Source organism: Stenotrophomonas sp. STEN023 (assembly GCF_056760135.1).
In genome coordinates, this window is record NZ_JBRREF010000013.1 from 38,559 (window position 1) to 62,319 (window position 23,761).

The following is a 23,761-nucleotide window of genomic DNA, read 5'->3' on the forward strand; positions in this document are numbered from 1 at the left end:
GTGTGGTTTGGCATGATCTCCCTCTCTCCTGCCCTCTTCCTCGCATGGCCATAGCGCTTTTCAAACCAATGGTTTTGACCGCTTTGCTGGTATCGGCCGTCAGCCACGCCCAGGAAACGCCGGCACCCGCACCAGCGCAGGCCCCGGTTGCACCGGCGTTGCCGGCGCTGGAATGGACCCCGCCAGCCCTGGAGCCTTTCGTCGCTACTTACCAGGCCTTCTACAAGGGCAAGGAAGCCGGCGATGCCACCATGCGCGTGGTCCACAACAGCAACAGCCAGTGGCGGGTGGACTTGGCGGTGCGCGGCAAGCGTGGCTTTGCCAGCGTGCTCGGCCTGAACATCGAGCAGAGCAATGTCTTCAACAACGAGGGCGCCGTTTACACGCCGTTGAGCCAGAGCACGGTCAAGAAAGCCCTGTTCATGAGCAAGAAAGTCACCGGCGTCTATAACTGGCAAGCCGGTACCGCGCAGTGGCAGGGTGACCTGAAGGAAGACCGACAGCGCCCCATTCCACTGCAGCGCGGCGACCAGAGTGCGCTGGTGTTGAACCTGTCGCTGATGCGCGATGCGCGCCCGGGCCAGGCATTGCAATACCGCTATGTCGATGTTGGCCGGGTGCGTCAGTACGAGTACCGCGCTGCCGACACCACCGAGAACGTGCAGGTGGGTGATCTCAGCTATGACGCCTTGCGGGTATACCGCACCAATGGCGGCAATGATGAAACCATCCTCTGGATTGCCAACGGCGTACCCACGCCGGTGCGCATCCTGCAACGCAAAGATGGGCAGGATGAGATCGACCTGCGCCTGATCGAATACCAAGGAGCCTGAGCATGAAGCTTTCCCGTAGCCCCCTGCGTTTCCTCGCTGTCGCCGCCTTGGCCGCGGCCAGCTTGCCGGCATTGGCCATCGAGCCATTCACCGCCAATTACCAGGCCAGCTACATGGGCATGCAGGCCAACGGCGTGATGACGGTTGCCGCGGCCGGTAACAACCAATGGCGTTACAGCCTGCAGATCAAGAATCCGATGGCCGACCTGAGCCAGGCCACCGTGTTCGATGAGCATGGCGGCAAGCTGCGCCCGCTCAGCAGCCATGACCGTTCGGTGGTGTTGATCAAGCGCAAGCAGGTAGATGCGCGCTATGACTGGAACAGCAACCAGGCCACCTGGACTGGCGACGTGAAGCCCGACCGCAGCGGCCCAATCCGCCTGCAGAGCGGCGACATGGACGCACTGCTGATCAACCTGGCCATCGCCCGCGATGTCGCCGACGGCAAGCCGCTGAACTACCGCATGGTCGACGATGGCCGCATCAAGCCGATGACCTATCGGGTGATCGGCAAGGAAAACATGACCATCGCTGGCAAGCAGCAGGAAGCCACCAAGGTGTCGCGCGTGGACGGCAACAAGGAACAGATCGCCTGGATCGTCCCCGGCATGCCGGTCCCGGCGCGCCTGCTGCAGCGTGAGAACGGCCAGGACGCACTGGACCTGACCATCAAGTCGATCCAGTAAGCGCCAGGTGCGCCCCCTTCGCTACGCGAAAGGGACGGAGCAGGTAGTGCCGAGCCATGCTCGGCAGAGGCCTTGCCAAAGGCGGTAAAGCTACCCCTCCCCAACCCTCCCCTTCGCTGCGCGAAAGGGAGGGAGCAGGTAGTGCCGAGCCATGCTCGGCTGGGGCCTTCCCATAAGCGGTAAAGCTACCCCTCCCCAGCCCTCCCCTTCGCTGCGCGAAAGGGAGGGAGCAGGTAGTGCCGAGCCATGCTCGGCAGAGGCCTTCCCGATAACCGTCAGCCCAGGCTTTTTTTGTGGAAGCGGCGTAAGCCGCGAAGCCGGCGCTATCAAGACAGCAGCACATCTGCGATCAGGTGGATCATCAGTTTCGCGGCTTACGCCGCTCCTACAAAAAAAAAAGCGCCCGTTTGAGGGCGCCTCGGTAACGCTTCTGCCGAGCATGGCTCGGCACTACAGGCTGCTGTTACTCCGCTGCCGGCTTCTTGAACACCGTGCGGCAGTCGCGGCGGAACTCTTCGCCGCTGCTACGCCAGATGAAACTGCGGCACTGGCGCTCGCCTTCTTCGCTGTCCTTCACCTGCACCGCGTAGAAGGCCTGCATGAACTCGTCGCTGCTGACCTGGCCGTCGCCATTCCAGTCCATCTGTTCCTTCTCAACGCCCTGGGTGATGGCCACGCCGCTGTACCAGCCCCAGCCCAACCAGGCCAGTGCAAGCAGCACCAGACCCAACAGAGCCCTGCGACGCGGACTGAAACGGCCCTTGAGAATCATGCGATGCGCCGCACGTTGGCGCCGAGCCCACTGAGCTTTTCCTCAATGTTTTCGTAGCCACGATCAAGGTGGTAGATGCGGTCGATGCTGGTTTCATCAGCAGCCACCAGGCCGGCCAGGATCAGGCAGGCCGAGGCACGCAGGTCGGTCGCCATCACCGGCGCGCCACTGAGCCTCTCGACGCCACGCACAATCGCGGTGTGGCCTTCGATCTGGATGTCGGCGCCCAAGCGCAGCAGCTCGTTGACGTGCATGAAGCGGTTTTCAAAGATGGTCTCGGTGATCACACCGACACCATCGGCCACGCAGTTCATGGCCATGAACTGGGCCTGCATATCGGTCGGGAATGCCGGGTGCGGCGCGGTGGTGATGTTCACCGCCTTCGGCCGCTTGCCATGCATGTCCAAGGTGATTGTGTCTTCAGTGGTGCTGATCTCGGCACCGGCCTCGGTCAGCTTGTGCAGCACTGCGTCCATGGTATCCGGGCGCGCATTGCGCACCGTGACGCGACCACCGCTCATTGCCGCAGCCACCAGGAAGGTGCCGGTTTCTATGCGATCGGGCAGTACCGCGTGGCGGCCACCGTGCAGGCGCTCGACGCCTTCCACGACCAGACGCGCGGTGCCGATGCCTTCGATCTTCGCGCCCAGTGCGATCAGGCAATGCGCCAGATCAGCCACTTCCGGCTCCATCGCGGCGTTTTCCAGCACCGAGGTGCCGTCAGCCAGTACAGCGGCCATCAGCACGTTCTCGGTGCCGGTGACGCTGACCATGTCGAAGGTGTAACGGCCGCCTTTCAGGCGCCCATCGACGTGGGCCTTGATGAAGCCGTTCTCCACGCTGATTTCCGCACCCAGCGCCTGCAGGCCCTTGATGTGCTGGTCAACCGGACGCGAGCCGATGGCGCAACCGCCCGGCAACGACACTTCGGCCTTGCCGAACTTGGCCAGCAACGGGCCAAGCACCAGGATCGAGGCGCGCATGGTCTTGACCAGCTCATACGGTGCCACGTGTTGGTCGACGGTACGCGGGTCCACCACCACCGCGCTGCCGCGCGACAGCGTGCCCTGGTCGATGGTGACCTTGGCGCCCAGCTCACCGAGCAGCTTCACGGTGGTGATCACGTCGTGCAGATGCGGCACGTTGGTGATTTCCACCGGCGCATCGGCCAGCAAGGTGGCGCACAGGATCGGCAGGACGGCGTTCTTGGCGCCGGAGATATGAACCTCACCGTTCAGCGCATTGCCGCCGGTGACTACGATTTTTGCCATGGATTTAAGGCCGATATAAGGAGAAGAGAGTGCGCCGGCTCAGCCAGCTTCACCCGGGGTAACGGTTTTCAGCGCCAGCGCATGGATTGCGCCGCCCATCAGGTCGCCCAGCGTCGCATACACCATGCGGTGGCGCGCCAACGGCATCTTGCCGGCAAATGCCTCACAGACAACCGTGGCCTCGAAGTGCACCCCGTCGTCGCCCTGCACGTCGGCGCGGGCGCCTGGCAGGCCGGCTTCGATCAGATTTCGGATGGTCTCGGCGTCCAAAGCGCTTTCCTAATAAAATGAACCCCCATTCTACTATCCGAGTGGCATCCGTATGGCTGCTTCCCCGCTTTCCCTGGATACATTGCGCGACGCCGATCTGGTGGCCAGTGGTCACCGAGTGTTCGAGATCGAGCGCGACGAGCTGGACCGGGTCGGCGGTCGCATCGGCGCCGAATTCGCCGCCGCCTGCCGCCTGGTGCTGGCCTCCCGTGGCCGCGTGGTCACCACCGGTATGGGCAAATCCGGGCATATCGCACGCAAGATCGCCGCGACCCTGGCCTCGACCGGCACGCCGTCGTTCTATGTGCACCCTGGTGAGGCCGGGCACGGCGATCTGGGCATGATCACCGAAGATGACGTGGTTTTGGCGCTGTCCTATTCCGGCGAATCGGACGAAGTGCTGACCCTGCTGCCGGTATTCAAGCGCCAGGGCAATCCACTGATTTCCATGACCGGCAGGCCGCAGTCGAGCCTGGCGCTGGCCGCCGACGTGCATCTGGACGTGAACGTGGACCACGAGGCCTGCCCGCTGGCCCTGGCTCCAACCTCCAGCACCACCGCCTCGCTGGCGATGGGCGATGCGCTGGCCGTGGCCCTGCTGGATGCGCGCGGCTTCACCGCCGACGACTTCGCCCGTTCACACCCGGCCGGCAGCCTCGGCCGCCGCCTGCTGCTGCATATCACCGATGTGATGCACGGCGGTGACGACCTGCCCAGCGTCAGCGACGATGCCAGCCTCAGCCAGGCCTTGATGGAAATGAGCCGCAAGCGGCTGGGCATGACCGCCGTGGTCGATGCACAGGGCAAACTGGTCGGTCTGTTCACCGATGGTGACCTGCGCCGCGCCCTGGATACCGACCTGGACGTTCGCACCGCCAGCATCGCCCAGGTGATGACCCGCAACCCGCGCACCATCGCTGCCGATCAACTCGCCGCCGAGGCCGCGCGGCTGCTGGAAACCCACAAGATCAATGGTTTGATCGTGGTCGACGGCGACAACCACCCCGTCGGCGCCCTGAACATTCATGACCTGTTGCGGGCAAAAGTGGTCTAAACCCCGCACAATCAACGACCTCGGGCCACACACCCGACCTGCCGCAACGGATACTGCCTGCCCATGCCCTACTCGCCGCTCGATCTCTTCCCCGCCAATCTGCATGCCACCGCCAGCGCCATCCGCCTGGCCTGCTTTGACGTGGACGGCACACTGACCGACGGCCGGCTGTTCTATGACCACGCGGGCAACGAGAGCAAGGCCTATTACGTGCAGGACGGGCTGGGCCTGAAGCTGCTGCAGCAGCACGGCATCCACCCGGTGCTGATCACCGCCCGCAACAGCCTGTCGGCGCAGCGCCGCGGCGCCGATCTGGGCATCGACACCCAGATCGCGGTCGGCGACAAGTTGGCCAGCGTGCGCGCTCTGTGCGAACAGCACGGCATTGGCCTGGACCAGGTCGCCTTCATGGGCGATGACCTGCCCGATCTGGCGCCACTGTGCGCGGTCGGCCTGGCGGTAGCGCCGGCCGATGCGCATCCGTGGATCGCCGAGCGCGTGCACTGGCAGACCCGCGCCCAGGGCGGACGTGGTGCTGCGCGCGAACTGTGTGACGTGCTGCTGGCCGCGCAAGGCAAACTGGACGCAGTCCTGGCGAGGTTTTCCTGATGAACTGGCGTTCGGTTCTCGGCATTGGCCTGCTGCTGGCGGCGCTGCTCAGCGGCTGGTCGGCATGGCGCAACCGCGCCAACACCGCACCCTCGGCCATCGAGCAGGGCAGCACCGATTTCACCCTGACCGACTTCGAGATCGTCACCCTGGACAAGGAAGGCCACGAGTCGGTGACCCTGCGCGCGCCGTCGATGGCACGCAGCCGCGCCGACCAGACCTCGACCATCAGCAAGCCGCTGTTCCTGTTGCCCGACGCCGCCGGCCAGCACTGGGAACTGCGTGCAGACACCGGCTGGGTCAGCCCCAAGGGCGAAGAGCTGCGCCTGCGCGGCAACGTCGCCGGCGACAGCCCCAAGGACGGCAAGACCCCGCCAACCACCTTCCGCACTGATGCCCTGGATGTGCTGACCGAGCAGGATCTGGCGCGCACCGAGGGGCTGGTCACGCTGACCCGTCCGGGCCTGTCACAGACCGGAGTCGGCTTCCGTGCCAACCTCAAATCCCAGCAGTATTCACTCCTTTCCCAGGTCAAGACCCGCTATGAACCCAGTGCTGCCCGCTAAGCTCGCGTCGATCACCCTGCTCGCCGCCCTGCTCGCGCCTGGCATGGCGTGGGCCAAGTCGTCAGATCGCAACCAGGCGATGACCATCGACTCGACCAACAGTGACTGCAACATGGTCGGCGACAACGGCAAATGCCGTTTCAGCGGCAATGTGGTGATCACCCAGGGCACCTTGGAAATCCACGCCGACACCGCTGACGTCATTCAGAAGAACGGCGAAACCGAACGCGTCGTGCTGGTTGGCAAGCAGGCCACGTTGAAGCAGCAGATGGACGACAACACCTGGATGAACGCCCGCGCCGACAACCTGGATTACAACGTCGCCACCGAAGTCATCGTGCTCACCGGCAACTACAAGGTTGAATCCGAGCGCGGCACCAATGCCGGCCAGCGCATGGTCTACAACACCCGCAGCGGTGCGATGCAGAGTGGCGGCGACGGCACCCGCGTGCGCACCGTGATCCAGCCCAAGAACAAGGCGCCGGCAGCGGCAGGAGAGGCCAAGTAATGCTCGTCGCCCAAGGCCTGCGCAAGCGCTACAAGAACCGCGAAGTCGTCAAGGACTTCGGGCTGACCCTGGATGCCGGCGAAGTGGTCGGTGTGCTCGGCCCCAACGGTGCCGGCAAGACCACCTGCTTCTACATGATCGTCGGCCTGGTCGCCGCCGATGCCGGCAGCATCGTGCTCGACGGCAAGGACATCACCTCCGAGCCGATGTACGAGCGCGCAAAGTTGGGCGTGGGTTATCTGCCGCAGGAGCCTTCGGTGTTCCGCAAACTCAGCGTGGCCGACAACATCCGCCTGGTGCTGGAACTGCGTACCGACCTCGACAACGCCGGCCGCGAGCGCGAACTATCGTCCCTGCTCGAAGAACTGCAGATAAGCCACGTGGCCGACCAGACCGGCGCCAGCCTGTCCGGCGGTGAACGTCGTCGTTGCGAAATCGCCCGCGCACTGGCTGCCAAGCCACGCCTGATCCTGCTCGACGAACCGTTCGCCGGCGTCGACCCGATCTCGGTCGGCGAGATCCAGCGCATCGTGACCCACCTCAAGCAACGCGGCATCGGTGTGTTGATCACCGACCACAATGTGCGCGAAACCTTGGGAATCTGCGACCGGGCGTATATCCTCGCTGAAGGCAGCGTACTGGCGCAGGGGGCACCGGAAGATCTGCTTGCCAATACTGACGTACGCCGTGTTTACCTCGGGGACGCTTTCACCCTCTGAGTCGCAGCGCCACGTCGGGCCCCTACCCGAACGGAACAGGCATGAAAGCTCGGCTGCAGACATCGATGGGACAGAGCCTGGTGATGACGCCGCAGTTGCGTCAGGCCATACGGCTGCTGCAGATGTCCAGCACCGAGCTGGAGCTTGAACTGACCGAGGCAGTGGAAACCAATCCACTGCTGGAATGGGCAGAGAATGCCGAAAGTGGTGACGGTGACGACACCCCCGCAAGCAGCGCCAACGACGATGCCCCGATCGATCCCGCACAGGGCGAAATCAACGCCGACGGCGAAGATTGGGACGGTGGCGATGAAGACTGGAGCAGTGCTCGCTCCGGCTCCTTCGATGGCGATGAAGACGAGGAACGCGAGCAGGCCGAAGACGGCGACACCCTCGCCGACCACCTGCTGTGGCAGCTGCACCTGACCCACCTGGGTCCGTGTGATCGCGCCATCGGCGTGGCCTTGATCGATGCATTGGATGAAGACGGCTATCTACGCGAGCCCTTGTCGGCAATCGCGCAGACGCTGTTGCCCGAGATCCATGCCGACGAAGACGAGATCGTGGCGGTGCTACGCCAGATCCAACGCTTCGATCCTGCAGGGGTTGGTGCGCGCACGCTGGGCGAATGCCTGAGCCTGCAATTGGACGTATTGCCATGTGAAACCCCTGCACTCGCGCTGGCCAGGCGCATCGCCGATGGCCCGCTGGAGCGCCTGCCGCGCGCCGGTATCAGTGGCATTGCGCAGGAACTGAAACAACCCGTCGCCGACGTGGAAGAAGCGGTGCAGCTGCTGCGCTCACTCGATCCGCGCCCGGGCAAGCAATTGGGGCAGATGAGCTCGGATACCTATGTGGTGCCCGATTGCGTGGTCTGGCGCCAGCGTGGCATCTGGCGCTGCGCGCTGGCCGGCCACGCCGGTCCGCGGGTGGTCATCAATCAAAGCTACGAACAACTGATACGCCGTTGCGGCGATGCCGATGCCAGCTATCTGCGCGCGCAGCTGCAGGAGGCGCGTTGGTTGCTGAAAAGCCTGCAGGCGCGTGGCGAAACCCTGCTGCGCGTAGTCAGCAGCCTGCTGCACCACCAGGCTGGCTTCCTGGAATTCGGCGAACAGGCCTTGCGTCCGCTAACGCTGCGTGAAATCGCAGGTGAGCTGGAACTGCACGAATCCACCATCTCGCGCGCCATCGCCCGCAAATACGTGCGCACACCGCGCGGCACCCTGCCGCTGCGTGCCTTTTTTGCCTCCGGCATTGATACCGAAGGCGGTGGCGAGGCCTCCAGCACGGCCATCCAGTCGATGATCCGCAATCTGATCGATGCGGAAAACCCGCGCAAACCGCTTTCTGACGCCAAGCTGGCTGAGATGCTCAAAACAAGTGGCATACCGGTAGCGCGCCGCACCGTTGCGAAGTATCGTGAGGCCATGAACATCTGTGCCTCCCACGAACGCGTCCGCATCGCCTGAAGCATTCGTTGAGCAGCGCAGGGTTCATCTAGGCAACCCCGAACCACAGGAGGAATCCGATGCGTATCGAGACGTATGGCCAGCAAGTTGAAGTCACGCCTGCCCTGAAGGAGTACGTGGAAACAAAGCTGGAGCGGCTGGGTCGGCACTTCGACCAGCACTGCGAAGTACGAGTCCAGTTGTCCACCCGCAAGCCTGACTACCTCGTCGTCGCCACGGTGAATTTACCCGGGCGCACCCTGCACGCCGATGCTGCCGAACCCACCATGTACGCAGCCATCGACGTACTGGCCGACAAGCTCGACCGACTGGTCATAAAGCACAAGGAAAAGCATCTTCCCCACGCATCGCATGCTCTGCGCGACAATGGCTGATCTTTATACCCAGCCGTAAGCCAACATGCCGTTGACCGACCTGATGGCGGCCGTGAGTACCCAGGTACTCGCGGTCGCTGATCGAGACAGCACCCTTATTGCCGCCTCCCGCCTGCTCGCTTGTCGAGAGGCCGGTGCGGACAGCCTGTTTTTAAGCCTGCGCGAACGTGAAAACGTCGGCAGCACCGCCATTGGCCACGGCATCGCCATTCCCCACGGGCGTTCGGATACCTTGCAGGAACCACGCGGTGCCCTGCTACGACTGCAGGAACCCGTTGATTTCGGCGGCGACGAACCGGTCGACCTGGTCTTCGCGATGGCCGTACCTGCGCATTACACCCACCAGCACCTGATGCTGCTGTCCGAGCTGGCGGAGATCTTTTCCGACGCCGACATCCGTCAGGCATTGCGCGTTGCCCCCGATGCGCAGACCCTCAAAGACATCATCATCAACCCGCAGCAGGCGCGTAGCGGATGAATACCAGCATCACCGCCCAGGAACTCTTCGACCACCAACGCGAGAAGCTTGACCTGCGCTGGGTCGCCGGCCATGCCGGCGCGCAACGGGAGCTGGAGGCCGGCAATACGGTCTCGCGGCGGCCCTCGCTGGCCGGCTACCTCAACACCATCTACCCGAACAAAGTGCAGATCCTCGGCACCGAGGAACTGACCTGGCTGGATTCGCTGGATGCCCGCCAGCGCTGGGAAGTGATCGAGCGCATCATCCAGGCCCGGCCGCTGGCGCTGGTGATCACCAAGAGCCACGGCTGCCCGGAAGACCTGCGCTCGGCCGCCGATGAGTCGCAGACGCCGCTGTGGGTGTCGCCACGCCGTGGCCATGAACTGCTCAACCACCTCAGCTATCACCTGGCCCGCACGCTGGCGCCGCGGGTCATCCTGCATGGCGTATTCATGGAGATCTACTCCATCGGCGTGCTGATCACCGGTGAGGCAGGCTCGGGCAAGAGCGAACTGGCGCTGGAGCTGCTGTCCCGCGGCCATCGGCTGGTCGCCGATGACGCCCCCGAATTCACCCAGATCGCCCCGGACGTGCTCGATGGCACCTGCCCGGAGCTGCTGCAGGACCTGCTGGAAGTGCGCGGGCTGGGCGTACTGAATGTGCGTCAGATGTTCGGTGACACGTCTGTAAAGAAGAACAAGTACCTTCGCCTCATCGTCCACCTGACCAAGCCGATGACCGAACCCAGCAGCTATGGCTATGAGCGCCTGACCGGTGATTCGGGCAAACGCCACGTGCTTGACCTGGACGTGCCGCTGATCACCCTGCCGGTGATGCCCGGGCGCAACCTGGCGGTGCTGACCGAGGCCGCCACCCGCCTGCACATCCTGCGCACCAAGGGCATCGACCCGGCGGCGATGTTCATCGCCCGCCATAGCAACCTGCTGGAGCAACGCAGCTCATGAGTGCGCACCCTGCATCGGTCCTGATCATCGTCAGTGGCCTGTCCGGTTCGGGCAAGTCAGTGGCCTTGAAGACCTTTGAAGACCTGGATTACTACTGCTCGGACAATATCCCGGTAAACCTGCTGCCGGAATTCGTACGTGGCGTACTCGGCGAACGCGATGAGAATCGTCCGCAGCGACTGGTGGTCGGCATTGACGTGCGTGGCCGCAGCGACCTCAGCCAGCTGGCTGTCTGGCGCAAGACCGCGCTGGATTACGGCATCGAGGCGCGGCTGCTGTTCTTCGAAGCCGATGACGACACCTTGCTGGCCCGCTACGCCGACACCCGCCGCCGACACCCGCTGAGCCATCTCGGCCTGTCACTGCCGGAAGCCATTGCCCGCGAGCGCGAGCTGACCGCCCCGCTGCGCCGCGAGGCCGATGCCATCATCGACACCACCCGCCTCAACGTGCACCAGCTGCGCCGCCGGGTGATCACCGAATTTGCGCTCAGCCACGAGAGCAAGCTGTCATTGCTGTTCGAGTCCTTCGCCTACAAGCGCGGCGTGCCGGCCGAAGCCGATTTCGTCTTCGACGCGCGGGTCCTTCCCAATCCGCATTGGGACCCGGAACTGCGCTCGCTGACCGGGCGCGACCGCGAAGTCCGCGAATACCTGGACGCCCAGCCCGAGGTGGTGCGCTACGTCACCCAGCTGCAGGACCTGCTCGATACCTGGCTGCCCAAGCTGGGCAGCGAGACCCGCAGTTACGTCACCGTGGCCTTTGGCTGCACCGGCGGCAAACACCGCTCGGTCTACCTGGCCGAACGGCTGGCCCGGCACGCGCGCGAACAGGGCTGGCAGGACGTGGCCACCTTCCATCGCGAACAGGATTGAACATGTGCCTGCGCAATCACCGCGCAGGCACTGAATGGCACACAGAAGACAGTTTTAAGCGCTATCGCGGACTTGGCCTGACCTGTTAACGTTCAGGGATGACCTGCGGCATTCTCCTTGTAACTCATACCGGTGTCGGCACTTCCCTGCTGGAAGTGACGACCGCCTTGTTGCGGCAACTGCCGCTGAAGACAGAAGCGTTCGAAGTGCCTTTCGACGCCGACCTGGATGCCCTGCTACCGGCCGCTTCTGCGGCGATGCGGCGGGTGGAAGGTGAAGGCGGCGTGTTGATACTGACCGATCTGTACGGCGCCAGCCCGAGCAATCTTGCCGGCAAACTGGCACGCCTGGGCACGCCTACCAAGCGCGTATCGGGATTGAGTCTGGCGATGTTGCTGCGGGTAATGAACTATCCGGAACAGGGATTGGACCAACTGCCCGCCACTGCGGCGGCGGGCGCTCGCAACGGAGTCATCACCGACGATGCTTGAACAAGAACTCATGGTTTCAAACCGGCTGGGGCTGCATGCCCGGGCCACCGCCAAACTGGTGCAGGTGCTGTCTGCCTTCCGCTCCAACGCCACGCTTGTGGCCAAGGGCCGCGAGGTCAACGCCAAGAGCATCATGGGCGTGATGTTGCTGGCCGCCGCCCAAGGCACGCCGGTAACGGTGCGCGTGGACGGCGAAGACGAGGCGGCCGCACTGGAGGCAGTTGCTGCGCTGTTCGAGCGTCGTTTCGACGAGGACAACTGATGCCACAGGCCGCGCGCGCAGCTGCAGCCATTGTGTGGAGCCGGCAGCAATGACCCGTTTATCGGGCCTGCCCGCCTCCCGTGGCAGCGCGCTCGGCCGTGCCCGCGTACGCCTGCCGCATGTGCAGGATATTGGTGAAAAGCGCGTCGCCGCCGCTGCGGTTGAACACGAGCTGGAACGGCTGCACCGTGCCACCGATGCGGCCCGCCAGGAAATGCGCGAGCTGCGCACCCGCCTGCAGGGCGCACTGCCGGCGGAAGTGGGCGAGTTCCTCGACCTGCACGCCATGCTGCTGGACGACCCCGAACTGCTGACCGCGCTGGACGAACTGGTGCGCAGCAAGCGCTACAGCGCCAGCCACGCCCTGCGCATCCAGCGCGACCGCCTGGCCAAGGTGTTCGAGGGCATGGAAGATGCCTACCTGAAGAGCCGGATGGACGACCTGGACCATGTCATTGGTCGCATCCAGTCCTTCCTGCATAAACGCACCACTACCATGAAAGGGCTGGCGGGCGAGATCCTGGTCTGCGAAAACGTCGCTCCGTCGGAACTGGCGCAGCTGCAGGCGCAGGGCGTGGTCGGCATCGTCAGCAGCGCCGGCAGCGTGCTCTCGCACAGCGCCATCCTCGCCCGCAGCCTGCATATGCCGCTGGTAGTGGCTGCGACTGCGGTGCTGCAGAAAGTCAGCGATGGCGATGTATTGATCCTGGACGGCGTCAGCGGCGAGATCGTGGTCGATCCGGCCCCGGACGACCTGCGCCAGTACCGCCTGCGCCAACGCGAACTGGCCCGTGAGCAACGGGAGCTTGGGCGTTTGCGGGCAAAACCCACCCGCACCCTCGATGGCGCGGAGATCACCCTGCTGGCCAATGCCGAGTCGCATGACGACGTGGCCCAGGCGCATGCGCTGGGTGCCCGTGGCCTCGGCCTGTACCGCACCGAATTCCTGTTCATGCAGCGCAACCAGCTGCCTGACGAAGAAGAACAGTTCCGTGTCTACCGCGACACCGTGCTGGGCATGAGCGGCCGCCCGGTCACCATCCGCACCCTGGACCTTGGCGCGGACAAGGCCGACCGCACCGGTCTGGTACTCAGCAGCGAAGAAAATCCCGCACTCGGCCTGCGTGGCGTGCGCCTGTCGCTGGCCCGGCCGAAAGTCTCCGACACCCAGCTGCGGGCCATCCTGCGCGCTTCCGGCTATGGCCCGCTACGCATCCTGGTGCCGATGCTGACCACCCGCGAGGAAATCATGGCGGTGCGCCGGCGGCTGTCGCGGTTGGCCGCGATCCTGCGCAATGACGGTCATGAGGTCGCGGAGAACATTCCGGTCGGGGCGATGATCGAGGTGCCGGCAGCGGCCATCGCACTGGAGACCTTCATCGACCAGGTCGACTTCCTGTCGATCGGCACCAACGATCTGGTCCAGTACCTGCTCGCCGCCGACCGCAACAACGACGCCGTGGCCGAGCTGTACTCGCCGCTGCATCCGGCGGTGCTGCGGCTGCTGTGGCAGGTGATCGATACCGCGCAGCGGCACGACACGCCGGTGGCGGTCTGCGGTGAAATGGCAGGTGACGCGCATATGACAGCCCTGCTGCTGGCGCTGGGGCTGACCGAGTTCAGCCTGCACCCGGCGACCTTGCTGGAAGTGCGACGCGCCATCCGTGAGGTCAACTTGGCCGAGCTGCGCCTGCAGGCCCCGCAGTTGTTGGCTGCACGCGACCGCCGCGGCATTGAACGCTGGGTCGCCAGCATCGCCGGAAACTGACTCCGCTAACGCGGGTTATATGCAAGCGCGCGCGCCGCACGCGATAATGGCGGGCTAGACACCACCGATGGCGCCTGCCGCCACCGACTGCGGCCATCACCACTCCGGGAGCTGCGCATGGCCGAAGCCGTACGCCACGACAAGACCGCACGTCAGCTGCGCCTGCTTTCCGATGCGTTGGACAGCGGCCGCCTGGGCCCGGTGCGTCGCCTGGTCAACACCTTGTCGCCGGCCGAGATCGGCAACCTGCTCGAATCGCTGCCGCCAGGCAAGCGCGAAGTGGTGTGGGGCCTGGTCGATGCCGAGGATGATGGTGAGGTGCTGGTGCATGTCGGTGAAGACGTGCGCGAGAGCCTGTTGGCGGACATGGACGCGGACGAGATCATCGCCGCAGTCGAAGACCTGGACATCGACGATCTTGCCGATCTGGTCGAGGACCTGCCCGACACCGTCATCGACGAAGTGCTCAAGTCGATGGACCGCGAGAACCGCGAGCGGCTTGAGCAGGTGCTGTCCTACCCGGAAGACACCGCCGGCCGTTTGATGAACCCCGACGTGGTCACCGTGCGCGCCGACGTCAACGTCGACGTGGTGCTGCGCTACCTGCGCCTGCGCGGCGAGCTGCCTGACCACACCGATCACCTGTTCGTGGTCAGCCGTCGCCACCAGTACTTGGGCCGCCTCTCGCTGGCTTCGCTGGTCACCCACGAAGACACCACCCCGATCAACCGCCTGATCGATGACGAACAGCCGGCCATCGACGTGGGCGAAAGCGCCGACGAAGTAGCCCGCCAGTTCTCCGATCACGACTGGGTCTCGGCACCGGTGGTGGATGACAACAACATCCTGATCGGCCGCATCACCATCGATGACGTGGTCGACATCATCCGTGGCCAGGCCGATCACCAGGCCTTGGGCGCGGCCGGCCTGGACGAGGACGAAGACCTGTTCAGCCCGGTCTGGCGCGCCATGCGCCGCCGCCTGATGTGGCTGTCGGTCAATCTGTGCACCGCCTTCCTCGCCTCCAGCGTGGTCGGCCACTTCGAAGGGACCATCGACAAGCTGGTGGCGCTGGCGGTACTGATGCCGATTGTCGCCGGCCTCGGCGGCAATGCCGGTACCCAGGTGCTGGCGCTGATGATCCGCGGCCTGGCCTTGGGCCAGGTTGGCGCCTCCAATGCCCGCACCTTGTTGTGGAAGGAATTGCGTGTAGCCCTGCTCAATGGTGTGGTGCTGGGCACCGTGCTCGGCCTGATCGTGTTGGCGTGGTTCCACATGCCCGGGCTGTCGCTGGTGATCGGCATCGCGCTGACCTTCAATCTATTGTTTGCCGCATCGGCCGGCGTATTGGTGCCATTGACGCTGAAGCGACTCGGCTTCGACCCGGCATTGGCCAGCGGTATCTTCCTGACCGCAGTCACCGACTCGATGGGCTTCTTCACCTTCCTCGGCCTGGCCACGCTGGTGCTGCTGCACTGATTGCGAAACCGTAGCCCGGGTAAGCGCCAGCGCACCCGGGGCTTTCCGCGAAGAACTCCCGGGTGCGCTTCCGCTTACCCGGGCTACATTTCCCCGCTCTTGTTTCAGGCCCTGCCCATGACCATCACCGTCAACGACTACTACCAGAGCGGCTGGCGCGAAGAGCTGCACAACTGCCCTGCCTGCGAATGGAAAGGCAACTCACGGCAGATGGAAATGGAGCTGCACGACGAGCAGACCGAATACGCCTGCCCCGAATGCGAGTACCCACTGCTGGTAGTGCAACACCCGGACCTGGCCCAGGTGCAGGCCGCCGCCGCAGCTGGCAATGAAGAAGCCCAGCAGCAGCTGGCAATCCTGGCAATGGCGCCGCGCGGCTGAGCGCCTGCACCGGCGCCCCTACCGATTCGCGGCGGCTCCGGCTACGCTGACGTCCACATCGCTACGCGGGGGACGTATGCGTTATCTGCTTTGTATTGTTCTGGCGTTGGCTTGCGCCAACGCACTCGCCGACGAACCCGTCGATCCGGTCACGCTCAGCACCACACAGATCTACTCGCAGCCAGGTGAGCCAGCGCTGGGCAAGGAGTTGCGTGCTTCCGTACAGGAGGCCGGCACCCTGAATGTGAAAGGCGAGCATGCCCAGGCCAAAGCCCTGCTACTCGACGCCGCGCGCCAATGCGACGCCTACCGCGCTGCACCAGGACGGCGTTCGCTGAGCTTCCGCACGCAGCGGCAATACGAGCTTTACCTGCGCGACCACGGCGACGGTGAGCCCATCGACTGGCTGGACAGTGCCTGTGCCAACGTCTACATCCAGCTGGGCTACATCGCCGTGGAACTGCGCGATGCGCCGCAGGCAATACGATGGCTGGACAAGGCCCACGCAACCGCGCCCTATGAGCCGGAAGCGCTGACCGAACGCGGCGCGGCGCTGAACATGAGCAAAGACTGGTCGGCAGCGCTGAGCAGTTACCAGCAGGCGCTGGCATTAACCCGCAGCCATCCTGAAGCAGCGTACGCCGAGGCGCTGGCACTGCGCGGAACCGGCTATGCCTTGATTGAGCTGGGTGACTTGGACGCAGCCCAGACAGCGTACGAAGAGTCGTTGGCACTGGAACCCGGCAACAAAGTCGCCGAGAACGAAATGACCTACATCCGCCAGCAACGCAAGCGTCAGGCAGGAAAACCATAACCGCCCCGGTAGTGCCGAGCCATGCTCGGCAGAGGCTTTCCCGGTAATGCCCCAGCGCAGCTGCATAGTGCCGAGCCATGCTCGGCAGAGGCTCTCCCGGTAATGCCCCAGCCGAGCATGGCTCGGCTCTACATTCGGGTCTCCTGCAATCCCGATCGGCTTGTGGGAGCGGCGTAAGCCGCGAAGCTGGGAGTGGTTGAAAGGCTCAAGAGCCACCCCCTCCCCAGCCCTCCCCTCCGCCGTTGGCGCAAGGGAGGGAGCACATCATCAACCCAACAGGGTTTCCAACACCGCCATGCGCACCGCCACGCCATTGGCGACCTGGCGCAGCACCCACGACTGCGGACCATCGGCCACTTCGTCGGTGACTTCCACGCCGCGGTTGATCGGGCCCGGGTGCAGCACCGCTGCGTCCTTGGCCGCGCGCTTCAGGCGCTCGCTGTTGAGGCCGTACTGCGCGTGGTACTGCTCCAGCGATGGCACCAGGCCTTCTTCCATGCGCTCGCGTTGCAGACGCAGCATCATCAGCGCATCCACGCCTTCCAGCATCGCGTCGAAATCATGGCCGACCACGCAGCCATCAAGGATTCCATCCTCCGGCAGCAGCGATTGCGGGCCGCAGACGCGGATCTCGCCGACGCCCAGGGTGCGCATCGCCTGCAGATCGGTACGCGCAACACGCGAGTGCTTTACGTCGCCGACGATCACCACTTTCAGCTTGGAGAAATCGCTGCCCTTGGCCTGCCGCAGGGTCAGCATGTCGAGCAGGCCCTGGGTCGGGTGCGCGCTGCGGCCGTCGCCGGCATTGATCAGCGCGGTACCTTCGCCAGCCACGCCAGCCAGTTCGGCCACCGCACCATCGTCCGGGTGGCGCACGATGAAGCCGCGCACGCCCATCGCTTCCAGATTCTTCAGCGTGTCGCTGGCGGTCTCGCCCTTGCGCGCAGAAGAGGTGGAAGCATCGAAATTCAATACGTCAGCACCCAGCCGCTGCGCCGCCAGCTGGAATGAGCTGCGGGTGCGGGTGGAGGGTTCGAAGAACAGCGTGCAAACACCAGTGCCAGCCAGCACCGCGCGCTTGTTGTTGATACGGCCGACCGCGGCATCGCGGATCTGGCCAGCACGGTCGAGCAGCTGCAGCAGGGTTTCCCGCGGCAAACCATCCAGGGTCAGCAGGTGGCGCAGGCGTCCTTGGGCATCAAGTTGCGAAGCGGTCATGGCAGGGTCTTCGACAGTCAGGAAATAGGGGTGGCTTCGTGCGGCGCCGACAACCAGCGCTCGATGATGACGGCGGCGGCAACGGCGTCGAGGTTGGCGGCATCGCGGCGGCGCTTGCGGCCTTCGGCGCGCTCCACCGCAAAACGCTGCGCGGCCTCGACCGAGCTGGAACGCTCATCCACCAGCAATACCGGCACCTTGTAGCGCTGCTGCAACTGCCTGGCAAAGGCATGCGCGCGCTTGCGGTTGGGCTGGTCCTCGCCTTCCAGAGTGAGCGGATCGCCAACGATCATGCCTTGCGGCCGCCATTCCTTGTGCAGCTTGTCCAGCGCGTTCCAGTCCGGACCATTGCCATGCACATCGACGACCGCGATCGCGCGCGCGCCAACACCCAGCGAGCTGCCGATGGCAACGCCGATGCGGCGCGAGCCGACATCGAAACCCAGTACCGTGCTGCTGGTGGAAAGTGCGCTGGACTCAAGCACGGCCGCTATACCCGGTGACCAGGAACAGATCCACGCCGATGCGCGAGCCGGCAAGCTGCCAGCGCTCGTCCAGCGGCGTTTCGAACAGCACAGTGGCGTCGGCAGGCACGGTCAGCCAGCTGTTGTCGGCCAGCTCCTGCTCCAACTGCCCTTCGCTCCAGCCGGCACAGCCAAGCGTAACCAGCGCATTGCGCGGGCCTTCGCCACGCGCCATCGCCTCGAGGATATCGCGGGAGGTGGTCAGGTAGAGACCATCGGCCACTTTCAGGCTGGAATCCCATGCGCGGGCATCGTCATGGATGACGAAACCACGCTCGGTGTGCACCGGGCCGCCATTGAGCACCGGCACGGCGCGCAGGTCGCCGTCGTCGGTATCGATCTCCATCTGCGCGAACACGTCGCCCAGGGTGAAATCGGAAGGCTGGTTGACCACGACGCCCATCGCGCCGTTGTCATCGTGCTGGCAGATCAAGGCCACGCTGCGGGCAAACAGTGGATCGACAAGCGATGGCAGCGCCACCAGCAGATGGTTGGATAGAGGTGGTGACAGCGCAGACATGTCTGCATTCTACCGGCTGCGGCCGTCCGCCGCCTCGTAGCGGCGATAATCCGGGCTTCCTTAACGCGGAGATACCCATGACCTATTACTGTGATTTCGCCCCGGGCCACCCCGTGCACGGGCCGTACCACGAGAACGAGTATGGCTTTCCGCAGCGCGATGAACGCGAGCTCTTCGAGCGCCTGCTGCTGGAGATCAACCAGGCCGGTTTGAGCTGGGAAACCATCCTGCGCAAGCGTGAAGGCTTCCGCAGCGCCTACAGCGGCTTCGATGTGGACGCGGTGGCGGCCTATGGGGAAGCGGATATCGCCCGCCTGCTGGCCGACGCCAGCATCATCCGCAACCGGCTCAAGGTGGCAGCGGCCATCCACAACGCGCAGGTGATCCAGGGCTTGCGTGCCTCGCATGGGGGCTTTGCGCAGTGGCTGGATGCGCACCACCCGCTGAGCAAGGCGGAGTGGGTGAAGCTGTTCAAGAAGACGTTCCGGTTCACCGGTGGCGAGATCACCGGTGAGTTCCTGATGAGCCTGGGCTACCTGCCCGGAGCGCACCGGGAGGATTGCCCGGTGATGGTGAAGATTGCAGCGATTGGGCCGGCTTGGATGGGGCGTTAATTTACCTGGGCGCTGTTGACTTGAGCGGGAGCTGGAAGCAACAGCAAGAGCACCCCTCCCCGGCCCTCCCCTTCGCTGCGCGAAAGGGAGGGGGAAGAGCGGCCTCCGCCAAGATTAAGGCTTCGGCTTCGGCTTCGGCTTCTGCTTTCGCTTTCGCTTTGGCTCTGGCCCCTCCCTTTCGCGCAGCGAAGGAGAGGGTTCGGGAGGGGTGATCTTGATCTTGATCTTGCCCCAACAAAAAAACCGCCCCAAAAGGAGCGGCTTTTCAAACCACCAAACCCGTCAGACTCAGCGAACCTCGGCAATCTCCACGCCGTCCAGACCCTGCGACAAGGTCTTGGCATCACCGCCCTGCGACAGCTTGATGCGCAGGCGCACCTCATTCTGCGAATCGGCATAACGCAAGGCGTCGTCGTAGCTGATCTCGCCGGCCTGGTACAGCTCGAACAGGCTCTGGTCGAAGGTCTTCATGCCCAGCTGCACGGAATCCTTCATCACTTCCTTCAGCTTGTGCACTTCGCCGTCGCGGATGTAGTCCTGCACCAGCGGCGTGCCCAGCAGGATTTCCATCGCCACGCGGCGGCTCTTGCCGTCCGGGGTCGGTACCAGCTGCTGTGCCACCACGCCCTTCAGGTTCAGCGACAAATCCATCAGCAACTGGTTGCGGCGGTCTTCCGGGAAGAAGTTGATGATGCGGTCCATCGCCTGGTTGGCGTTGTTGGCATGCAGCGTGGCCAGCACCAGGTGCCCGGTTTCAGCGAATGCGACCGCGTGATCCATGCCCTCGCGGGTACGGATTTCGCCGATCATGATCACGTCCGGCGCCTGTCGCAGCGTGTTCTTCAACGCCGCTTCCCAGCTGTCGGTATCGATGCCGACTTCGCGCTGGGTCACGATGCAGCCTTCATGCTTGTGCACGAATTCGATCGGGTCTTCGATGGTGATGATGTGGCCGGTCGAGTTCTGGTTGCGGTAGCCGATCATCGCCGCCAGCGAGGTCGACTTGCCGGTACCGGTGGCGCCGACGAACAGGATGATGCCGCGCTTGGTCATGGCCAGCGTCTTGATCACCGGCGGCAGGCTCAACTCTTCGACGGTGGGAATGCGCGTCTCGATACGACGCAGCACCATGCCCACCTGGTTGCGCTGGTAGAAGCAGCTCACACGGAAGCGGCCCACGCCGGAGACGCCAATGGCGAAATTGCATTCGTGGGTTTTTTCAAATTCCTCGCGCTGCGACGGCGTCATCACGTTGAGCACCATGTCGCGGCTTTGCTGCGCCGTCAGCGGTGTCTGGGTGATAGGCGACAGCTTGCCGTTGACCTTCATCGACGGCGGCATGCCGGCGGTGATGAAAAGGTCCGACGCCTTCTGGTGCGCCATCAGCTTGAGGAACGAAGTGAAATCAATAGTGCTCATGTCTGGCTCCCGATGGAGAGCCGGGACAGGGCGTGGGATGACTCCACGGCGCCCCGTCGATTCCGGCTTTTGCGAATCCCGAATTCCGAATCTCTAATCCCGAAACCTGGAATTACTCGAACAGACGCTTGTCCTTGGCGTATTCCTTGGCCTGGTTGCGCGTGACCAGGCTGCGCTTGACCAGATCCTGCAGGTTCTGATCCAGCGTCTGCATGCCCACCTGCTGGCCGGTCTGGATGGACGAGTACATCTGCGCCACCTTGTCTTCGCGGATCAGGTTACGGATAGCAGGTGTTGCCACCATGATTTCGTGCGAGGCCACACGGCCACCACCAACGCGCTTGAGCAGTGCCTGCGAAATCACCGCACGCAGCGACTCGGACAGCATCGAGCGCACCATCGGCTTTTCGCCAGCCGGGAACACGTCGATGATACGGTCGATGGTCTTGGCCGCCGAGCTGGTATGCAGGGTGCCGAACACCAGGTGGCCGGTTTCTGCCGCGGTCAGCGCCAGGCGGATGGTCTCAAGGTCACGCAATTCGCCGACCAGGATGATGTCCGGGTCTTCACGCAAGGCCGAGCGCAGTGCTTCGTTGAAGCCGTGCGTATCGCGGTGCACTTCGCGCTGGTTGATCAGGCACTTCTGCGAGGTGTGCACGAATTCGATCGGATCCTCGACGGTGAGGATGTGACCGTATTCGTTCTTGTTGATGTGGTCGATCATCGCCGCCAGCGTGGTCGACTTGCCCGAACCGGTCGGGCCGGTGACCAGGATCAGACCCTGCGGCTGTTCGATCAACTCACGGAAGATCGGCGGGCAGGCCAGGTCTTCCAGCGTCAGCACTTCCGAAGGAATGGTACGGAACACCGCACCGGCACCACGGTTCTGGTTGAACGCATTGACACGGAAGCGCGCCAGCGAGGGAATCTCGAACGAGAAGTCGACCTCGAGGAATTCTTCGTAATCACGCCGCTGCTTGTCCGACATGATGTCGTACACCAGCGCGTGCACTTGTTTGTGGTCCAGGGCCGGGATGTTGATGCGACGGACGTCACCGTCCACGCGGATCATCGGCGGCAGGCCAGCGGAGAGGTGGAGGTCCGAGGCCTTGTTCTTGACCGAGAACGCCAAAAGTTCAGCGATATCCATACGCGCTCTGTCCCCTGCGTTGCGAGTATATGTAAGGTGTTTCCCCTGGCCGGCAGTATAGCCTTCCCACGTAAGAGGTTGATGTTTTGCAAACGGTCCCTTTAGCCACCCTCCGCCAGCAGATCGACGCTGCTTCCCGCCCCTCCCGGGCAGTCCGCCTGCTGGCCGTTTCCAAGCTGCAGCCGGCAGCGGCGGTGGCCGGCCTGGCCGCGCAAGGACAGCGCGCCTTTGGTGAAAACTATGTGCAGGAGGCTGCCGCCAAGATCACCGAACTGGCCGGGCTGGGCCTGGAGTGGCACCTGATCGGCCACCTGCAGTCCAACAAGGCCGAGCTGGCCGCACAGGTCTTCGACTGGGTGCAGACCGTGGACCGAAGCAAGCTGGTCGGCGCCCTGGCCAAGGCCCGCCCGTCCGCTTTGCCCCCCCTCAACGTGCTGATCCAGGTCAACATCGACGACGAGGACAGCAAGCACGGCTGCGCCCCGGAGCAGGTCGCTGCCCTGGCTGCGGCCATCGCCAGCGAACCACGGCTCTGCCTGCGTGGTCTGATGGCGATCCCGGCGCCGTTCCCGGAAGCGGCCAAACGCCAGGCCGCGTTTGCACGGATGCAGGATCTGTTTACCGACCTGGCCGCGCATTACCCGCAGGTCGATACACTTTCGATGGGCATGAGCAGTGACTTCGCCGAAGCCATCGCCGCCGGCTCGACCATGGTCAGAGTTGGCACCGCCTTGTTCGGCCAACGCCCTTCCCCTTGATCGCACCGAGATTGGATTGATGACCAGCAGCCCGCACACAGACCTCCCCGACACCCAGCTCCCCGACACCGATGTCGCCTTCATCGGCGGCGGCAACATGGCGCGCAGCCTGATCGCCGGTTTGCTGCGACGCGGCATGGCTGCCAGCCGCATCCATGTGGCCGAACCGGTCGCCGCCCTGCGCGAAGCACTGGCGCAGGACTTCGGCGTGCAGGTCTACAACGCGGCTGAAGCCGCCGCCGCCCATGCCGGGCTATGGTTGATGGCGGTCAAGCCGCAGGTGATGCGTACCGTCTGCGAGGCCTTGAGTCCCATCGCCGCCGCACAGCAGCCAGTGGTCGCCTCGATCGCCGCCGGCATCACCGCCGCGCAGCTCGAACGCTGGCTGGGTGGCAACCAGGCCATCGTCCGCGCCATGCCCAACACCCCCGCCCTGCTCGGTGCCGGCGTCACCGGTCTGTTCGCCAACCCGCGCGTATCCACCGCCCAACGCGCGCAGACCGAGCAGGTCCTTGCCAGCGCAGGCCGCACGGTCTGGATCGAGAGCGAGGGACTGATGGATGCGGTGACTGCCGTCTCCGGCAGCGGCCCGGCCTATATCTTCCTGCTGGCCGAGGCGATGGAAGCCGCAGCACTGGAGCAAGGCCTGCCGGCGGATGCGGCGCGCACGCTGGTGTTGGACACCGTCCTCGGCGCCGCGCGCATGCTGACCGAAGCCGGCGAAGCCCCGGCCGAACTGCGCCGCCGCGTCACCTCGCCGGGCGGCACAACCCAGGCAGCCATCGAAACCTTCCAGGCCGGCGGCTTTGAAGCGCTGACCGCGCGCGCCATCGATGCTGCAGCGAAACGCGGCAAAGAGCTTTCTGCTGCGAACGATTGAGTAGCAAGAACGCTGCAAGTTGTAAGCAATGCCAAGCCCCCTCCCCTTG

The 23,761-nt window shown here is 64.3% G+C and carries 29 protein-coding genes; 21 read left to right on the forward strand and 8 right to left on the reverse strand.

Annotated elements, in window-relative coordinates; all coding sequences use genetic code 11:
- The first annotated feature begins 68 nt into the window (after positions 1 to 68).
- Positions 69 to 833, forward strand: a complete 765-nt coding sequence (locus tag ACVOLV_RS05705) for a DUF3108 domain-containing protein (RefSeq protein WP_481553554.1) — start codon at positions 69 to 71, stop codon at positions 831 to 833.
- A gap of 2 nt (positions 834 to 835) precedes the next feature.
- Complete coding sequence (locus tag ACVOLV_RS05710; RefSeq protein ID WP_481553555.1) at positions 836 to 1,519, forward strand: DUF3108 domain-containing protein; 684 nt, start codon at positions 836 to 838, stop codon at positions 1,517 to 1,519.
- Positions 1,520 to 1,982: 463 nt separating this feature from the next.
- On the opposite strand, the gene ACVOLV_RS05715 is transcribed toward ACVOLV_RS05710, so the two are convergent.
- The 3 genes from ACVOLV_RS05715 to ACVOLV_RS05725 are packed head-to-tail and all read right to left on the reverse strand — an operon-like array spanning position 1,983 to position 3,832.
- The gene (locus ACVOLV_RS05715; protein WP_481553556.1) at positions 1,983 to 2,291 is read right to left on the reverse strand and encodes an EF-hand domain-containing protein; all 309 of its coding nucleotides are present in this window, start codon (positions 2,289 to 2,291) and stop codon (positions 1,983 to 1,985) included.
- Positions 2,288 to 3,562: a UDP-N-acetylglucosamine 1-carboxyvinyltransferase gene (gene murA, locus ACVOLV_RS05720; RefSeq protein WP_481553557.1), complete on the reverse strand. Its 1,275-nt coding sequence runs from the start codon at positions 3,560 to 3,562 to the stop codon at positions 2,288 to 2,290. The genes ACVOLV_RS05715 and murA overlap by 4 nt, the downstream gene beginning before the upstream one ends.
- Before the next feature lie 39 nt (positions 3,563 to 3,601).
- Positions 3,602 to 3,832 (reverse strand): BolA family protein, encoded by a 231-nt coding sequence (locus ACVOLV_RS05725; protein ID WP_481553558.1) that lies wholly within the window; start codon positions 3,830 to 3,832, stop codon positions 3,602 to 3,604.
- Between the two features lie 52 nt (positions 3,833 to 3,884).
- Here ACVOLV_RS05725 and ACVOLV_RS05730 point away from each other — a divergent pair, with 52 nt between their 5' ends.
- The 16 genes from ACVOLV_RS05730 (at position 3,885) to ACVOLV_RS05805 (ending at position 16,629) form a co-directional block, all read left to right on the forward strand.
- Complete coding sequence (locus ACVOLV_RS05730) at positions 3,885 to 4,886, forward strand: KpsF/GutQ family sugar-phosphate isomerase (RefSeq protein ID WP_481553559.1); 1,002 nt, start codon at positions 3,885 to 3,887, stop codon at positions 4,884 to 4,886.
- 63 nt (positions 4,887 to 4,949) lie between these two features.
- Positions 4,950 to 5,495: a KdsC family phosphatase gene (locus tag ACVOLV_RS05735; RefSeq protein WP_481553560.1), complete on the forward strand. Its 546-nt coding sequence runs from the start codon at positions 4,950 to 4,952 to the stop codon at positions 5,493 to 5,495.
- The gene (gene lptC / locus ACVOLV_RS05740; protein ID WP_481553561.1) at positions 5,495 to 6,061 is read left to right on the forward strand and encodes an LPS export ABC transporter periplasmic protein LptC; all 567 of its coding nucleotides are present in this window, start codon (positions 5,495 to 5,497) and stop codon (positions 6,059 to 6,061) included. Before ACVOLV_RS05735 ends, lptC begins: the two co-directional genes overlap by 1 nt.
- Positions 6,048 to 6,569, forward strand: coding sequence for a lipopolysaccharide transport periplasmic protein LptA (gene lptA, locus ACVOLV_RS05745; protein WP_481553562.1), 522 nt, complete (start codon positions 6,048 to 6,050; stop codon positions 6,567 to 6,569). Before lptC ends, lptA begins: the two co-directional genes overlap by 14 nt.
- The gene (gene lptB, locus ACVOLV_RS05750) at positions 6,569 to 7,288 is read left to right on the forward strand and encodes an LPS export ABC transporter ATP-binding protein (protein ID WP_481546251.1); all 720 of its coding nucleotides are present in this window, start codon (positions 6,569 to 6,571) and stop codon (positions 7,286 to 7,288) included. Before lptA ends, lptB begins: the two co-directional genes overlap by 1 nt.
- A 41-nt stretch (positions 7,289 to 7,329) precedes the next feature.
- A complete protein-coding gene (locus tag ACVOLV_RS05755) occupies positions 7,330 to 8,760 on the forward strand; it encodes an RNA polymerase factor sigma-54 (RefSeq protein ID WP_481553563.1) in 1,431 nt (476 codons plus the stop codon).
- A 59-nt stretch (positions 8,761 to 8,819) separates the two neighbouring features.
- On the forward strand, positions 8,820 to 9,134 hold the full coding sequence (gene hpf / locus ACVOLV_RS05760; RefSeq protein WP_282267862.1) for a ribosome hibernation-promoting factor, HPF/YfiA family: 315 nt from the start codon (positions 8,820 to 8,822) through the stop codon (positions 9,132 to 9,134).
- A gap of 25 nt (positions 9,135 to 9,159) precedes the next feature.
- The gene (locus ACVOLV_RS05765; protein ID WP_303749146.1) at positions 9,160 to 9,612 is read left to right on the forward strand and encodes a PTS sugar transporter subunit IIA; all 453 of its coding nucleotides are present in this window, start codon (positions 9,160 to 9,162) and stop codon (positions 9,610 to 9,612) included.
- On the forward strand, positions 9,609 to 10,559 hold the full coding sequence (gene hprK / locus ACVOLV_RS05770) for an HPr(Ser) kinase/phosphatase (RefSeq protein ID WP_481546254.1): 951 nt from the start codon (positions 9,609 to 9,611) through the stop codon (positions 10,557 to 10,559). Before ACVOLV_RS05765 ends, hprK begins: the two co-directional genes overlap by 4 nt.
- Positions 10,556 to 11,434 carry an RNase adapter RapZ gene (gene rapZ, locus ACVOLV_RS05775; protein ID WP_481553564.1) on the forward strand — a complete coding sequence of 293 codons (879 nt, stop codon included), beginning with the start codon at positions 10,556 to 10,558 and terminating at the stop codon, positions 11,432 to 11,434. Before hprK ends, rapZ begins: the two co-directional genes overlap by 4 nt.
- Before the next feature lie 98 nt (positions 11,435 to 11,532).
- Positions 11,533 to 11,925 (forward strand): PTS sugar transporter subunit IIA, encoded by a 393-nt coding sequence (locus ACVOLV_RS05780; protein ID WP_282267870.1) that lies wholly within the window; start codon positions 11,533 to 11,535, stop codon positions 11,923 to 11,925.
- Positions 11,918 to 12,187 carry an HPr family phosphocarrier protein gene (locus tag ACVOLV_RS05785; protein ID WP_303749143.1) on the forward strand — a complete coding sequence of 90 codons (270 nt, stop codon included), beginning with the start codon at positions 11,918 to 11,920 and terminating at the stop codon, positions 12,185 to 12,187. The genes ACVOLV_RS05780 and ACVOLV_RS05785 overlap by 8 nt, the downstream gene beginning before the upstream one ends.
- Positions 12,188 to 12,236: 49 nt before the next feature.
- Positions 12,237 to 13,955: a phosphoenolpyruvate--protein phosphotransferase gene (ptsP, locus tag ACVOLV_RS05790; RefSeq protein WP_481553565.1), complete on the forward strand. Its 1,719-nt coding sequence runs from the start codon at positions 12,237 to 12,239 to the stop codon at positions 13,953 to 13,955.
- Between the two features lie 117 nt (positions 13,956 to 14,072).
- Positions 14,073 to 15,434: a magnesium transporter gene (mgtE, locus tag ACVOLV_RS05795; RefSeq protein WP_481531995.1), complete on the forward strand. Its 1,362-nt coding sequence runs from the start codon at positions 14,073 to 14,075 to the stop codon at positions 15,432 to 15,434.
- 117 nt (positions 15,435 to 15,551) lie between these two features.
- Positions 15,552 to 15,815 (forward strand): hypothetical protein, encoded by a 264-nt coding sequence (locus tag ACVOLV_RS05800; protein ID WP_481553566.1) that lies wholly within the window; start codon positions 15,552 to 15,554, stop codon positions 15,813 to 15,815.
- 76 nt (positions 15,816 to 15,891) lie between these two features.
- On the forward strand, positions 15,892 to 16,629 hold the full coding sequence (locus ACVOLV_RS05805) for a tetratricopeptide repeat protein (RefSeq protein WP_481553567.1): 738 nt from the start codon (positions 15,892 to 15,894) through the stop codon (positions 16,627 to 16,629).
- A 267-nt stretch (positions 16,630 to 16,896) separates the two neighbouring features.
- On the opposite strand, the gene ACVOLV_RS05810 is transcribed toward ACVOLV_RS05805, so the two are convergent.
- The 3 genes from ACVOLV_RS05810 to ACVOLV_RS05820 are packed head-to-tail and all read right to left on the reverse strand — an operon-like array spanning position 16,897 to position 18,891.
- The gene (locus tag ACVOLV_RS05810) at positions 16,897 to 17,847 is read right to left on the reverse strand and encodes an aspartate carbamoyltransferase catalytic subunit (protein ID WP_282268494.1); all 951 of its coding nucleotides are present in this window, start codon (positions 17,845 to 17,847) and stop codon (positions 16,897 to 16,899) included.
- 17 nt (positions 17,848 to 17,864) lie between these two features.
- Complete coding sequence (gene ruvX, locus ACVOLV_RS05815; protein ID WP_481553568.1) at positions 17,865 to 18,332, reverse strand: Holliday junction resolvase RuvX; 468 nt, start codon at positions 18,330 to 18,332, stop codon at positions 17,865 to 17,867.
- Positions 18,325 to 18,891 (reverse strand): YqgE/AlgH family protein, encoded by a 567-nt coding sequence (locus ACVOLV_RS05820; protein ID WP_303749136.1) that lies wholly within the window; start codon positions 18,889 to 18,891, stop codon positions 18,325 to 18,327. The genes ruvX and ACVOLV_RS05820 overlap by 8 nt, the downstream gene beginning before the upstream one ends.
- Before the next feature lie 77 nt (positions 18,892 to 18,968).
- Between ACVOLV_RS05820 and ACVOLV_RS05825 the strand changes: the two genes are divergently transcribed.
- The gene (locus ACVOLV_RS05825) at positions 18,969 to 19,505 is read left to right on the forward strand and encodes a DNA-3-methyladenine glycosylase I (RefSeq protein ID WP_481553569.1); all 537 of its coding nucleotides are present in this window, start codon (positions 18,969 to 18,971) and stop codon (positions 19,503 to 19,505) included.
- Between the two features lie 288 nt (positions 19,506 to 19,793).
- Here the strand turns inward: ACVOLV_RS05825 and ACVOLV_RS05830 are convergent, their stop codons facing one another.
- Together ACVOLV_RS05830 and ACVOLV_RS05835 are read right to left on the reverse strand one after the other, a co-directional pair.
- Positions 19,794 to 20,924: a PilT/PilU family type 4a pilus ATPase gene (locus ACVOLV_RS05830; protein ID WP_481553570.1), complete on the reverse strand. Its 1,131-nt coding sequence runs from the start codon at positions 20,922 to 20,924 to the stop codon at positions 19,794 to 19,796.
- A 112-nt stretch (positions 20,925 to 21,036) separates the two neighbouring features.
- On the reverse strand, positions 21,037 to 22,074 hold the full coding sequence (locus ACVOLV_RS05835; protein ID WP_296251652.1) for a type IV pilus twitching motility protein PilT: 1,038 nt from the start codon (positions 22,072 to 22,074) through the stop codon (positions 21,037 to 21,039).
- An 86-nt stretch (positions 22,075 to 22,160) separates the two neighbouring features.
- Between ACVOLV_RS05835 and ACVOLV_RS05840 the strand changes: the two genes are divergently transcribed.
- Both ACVOLV_RS05840 and proC read left to right on the forward strand, forming a co-directional pair.
- Complete coding sequence (locus tag ACVOLV_RS05840) at positions 22,161 to 22,832, forward strand: YggS family pyridoxal phosphate-dependent enzyme (RefSeq protein WP_481553571.1); 672 nt, start codon at positions 22,161 to 22,163, stop codon at positions 22,830 to 22,832.
- Positions 22,833 to 22,851: 19 nt separating this feature from the next.
- Positions 22,852 to 23,712 (forward strand): pyrroline-5-carboxylate reductase, encoded by an 861-nt coding sequence (gene proC, locus ACVOLV_RS05845; RefSeq protein ID WP_481553572.1) that lies wholly within the window; start codon positions 22,852 to 22,854, stop codon positions 23,710 to 23,712.
- Positions 23,713 to 23,761 lie beyond the last annotated feature (49 nt).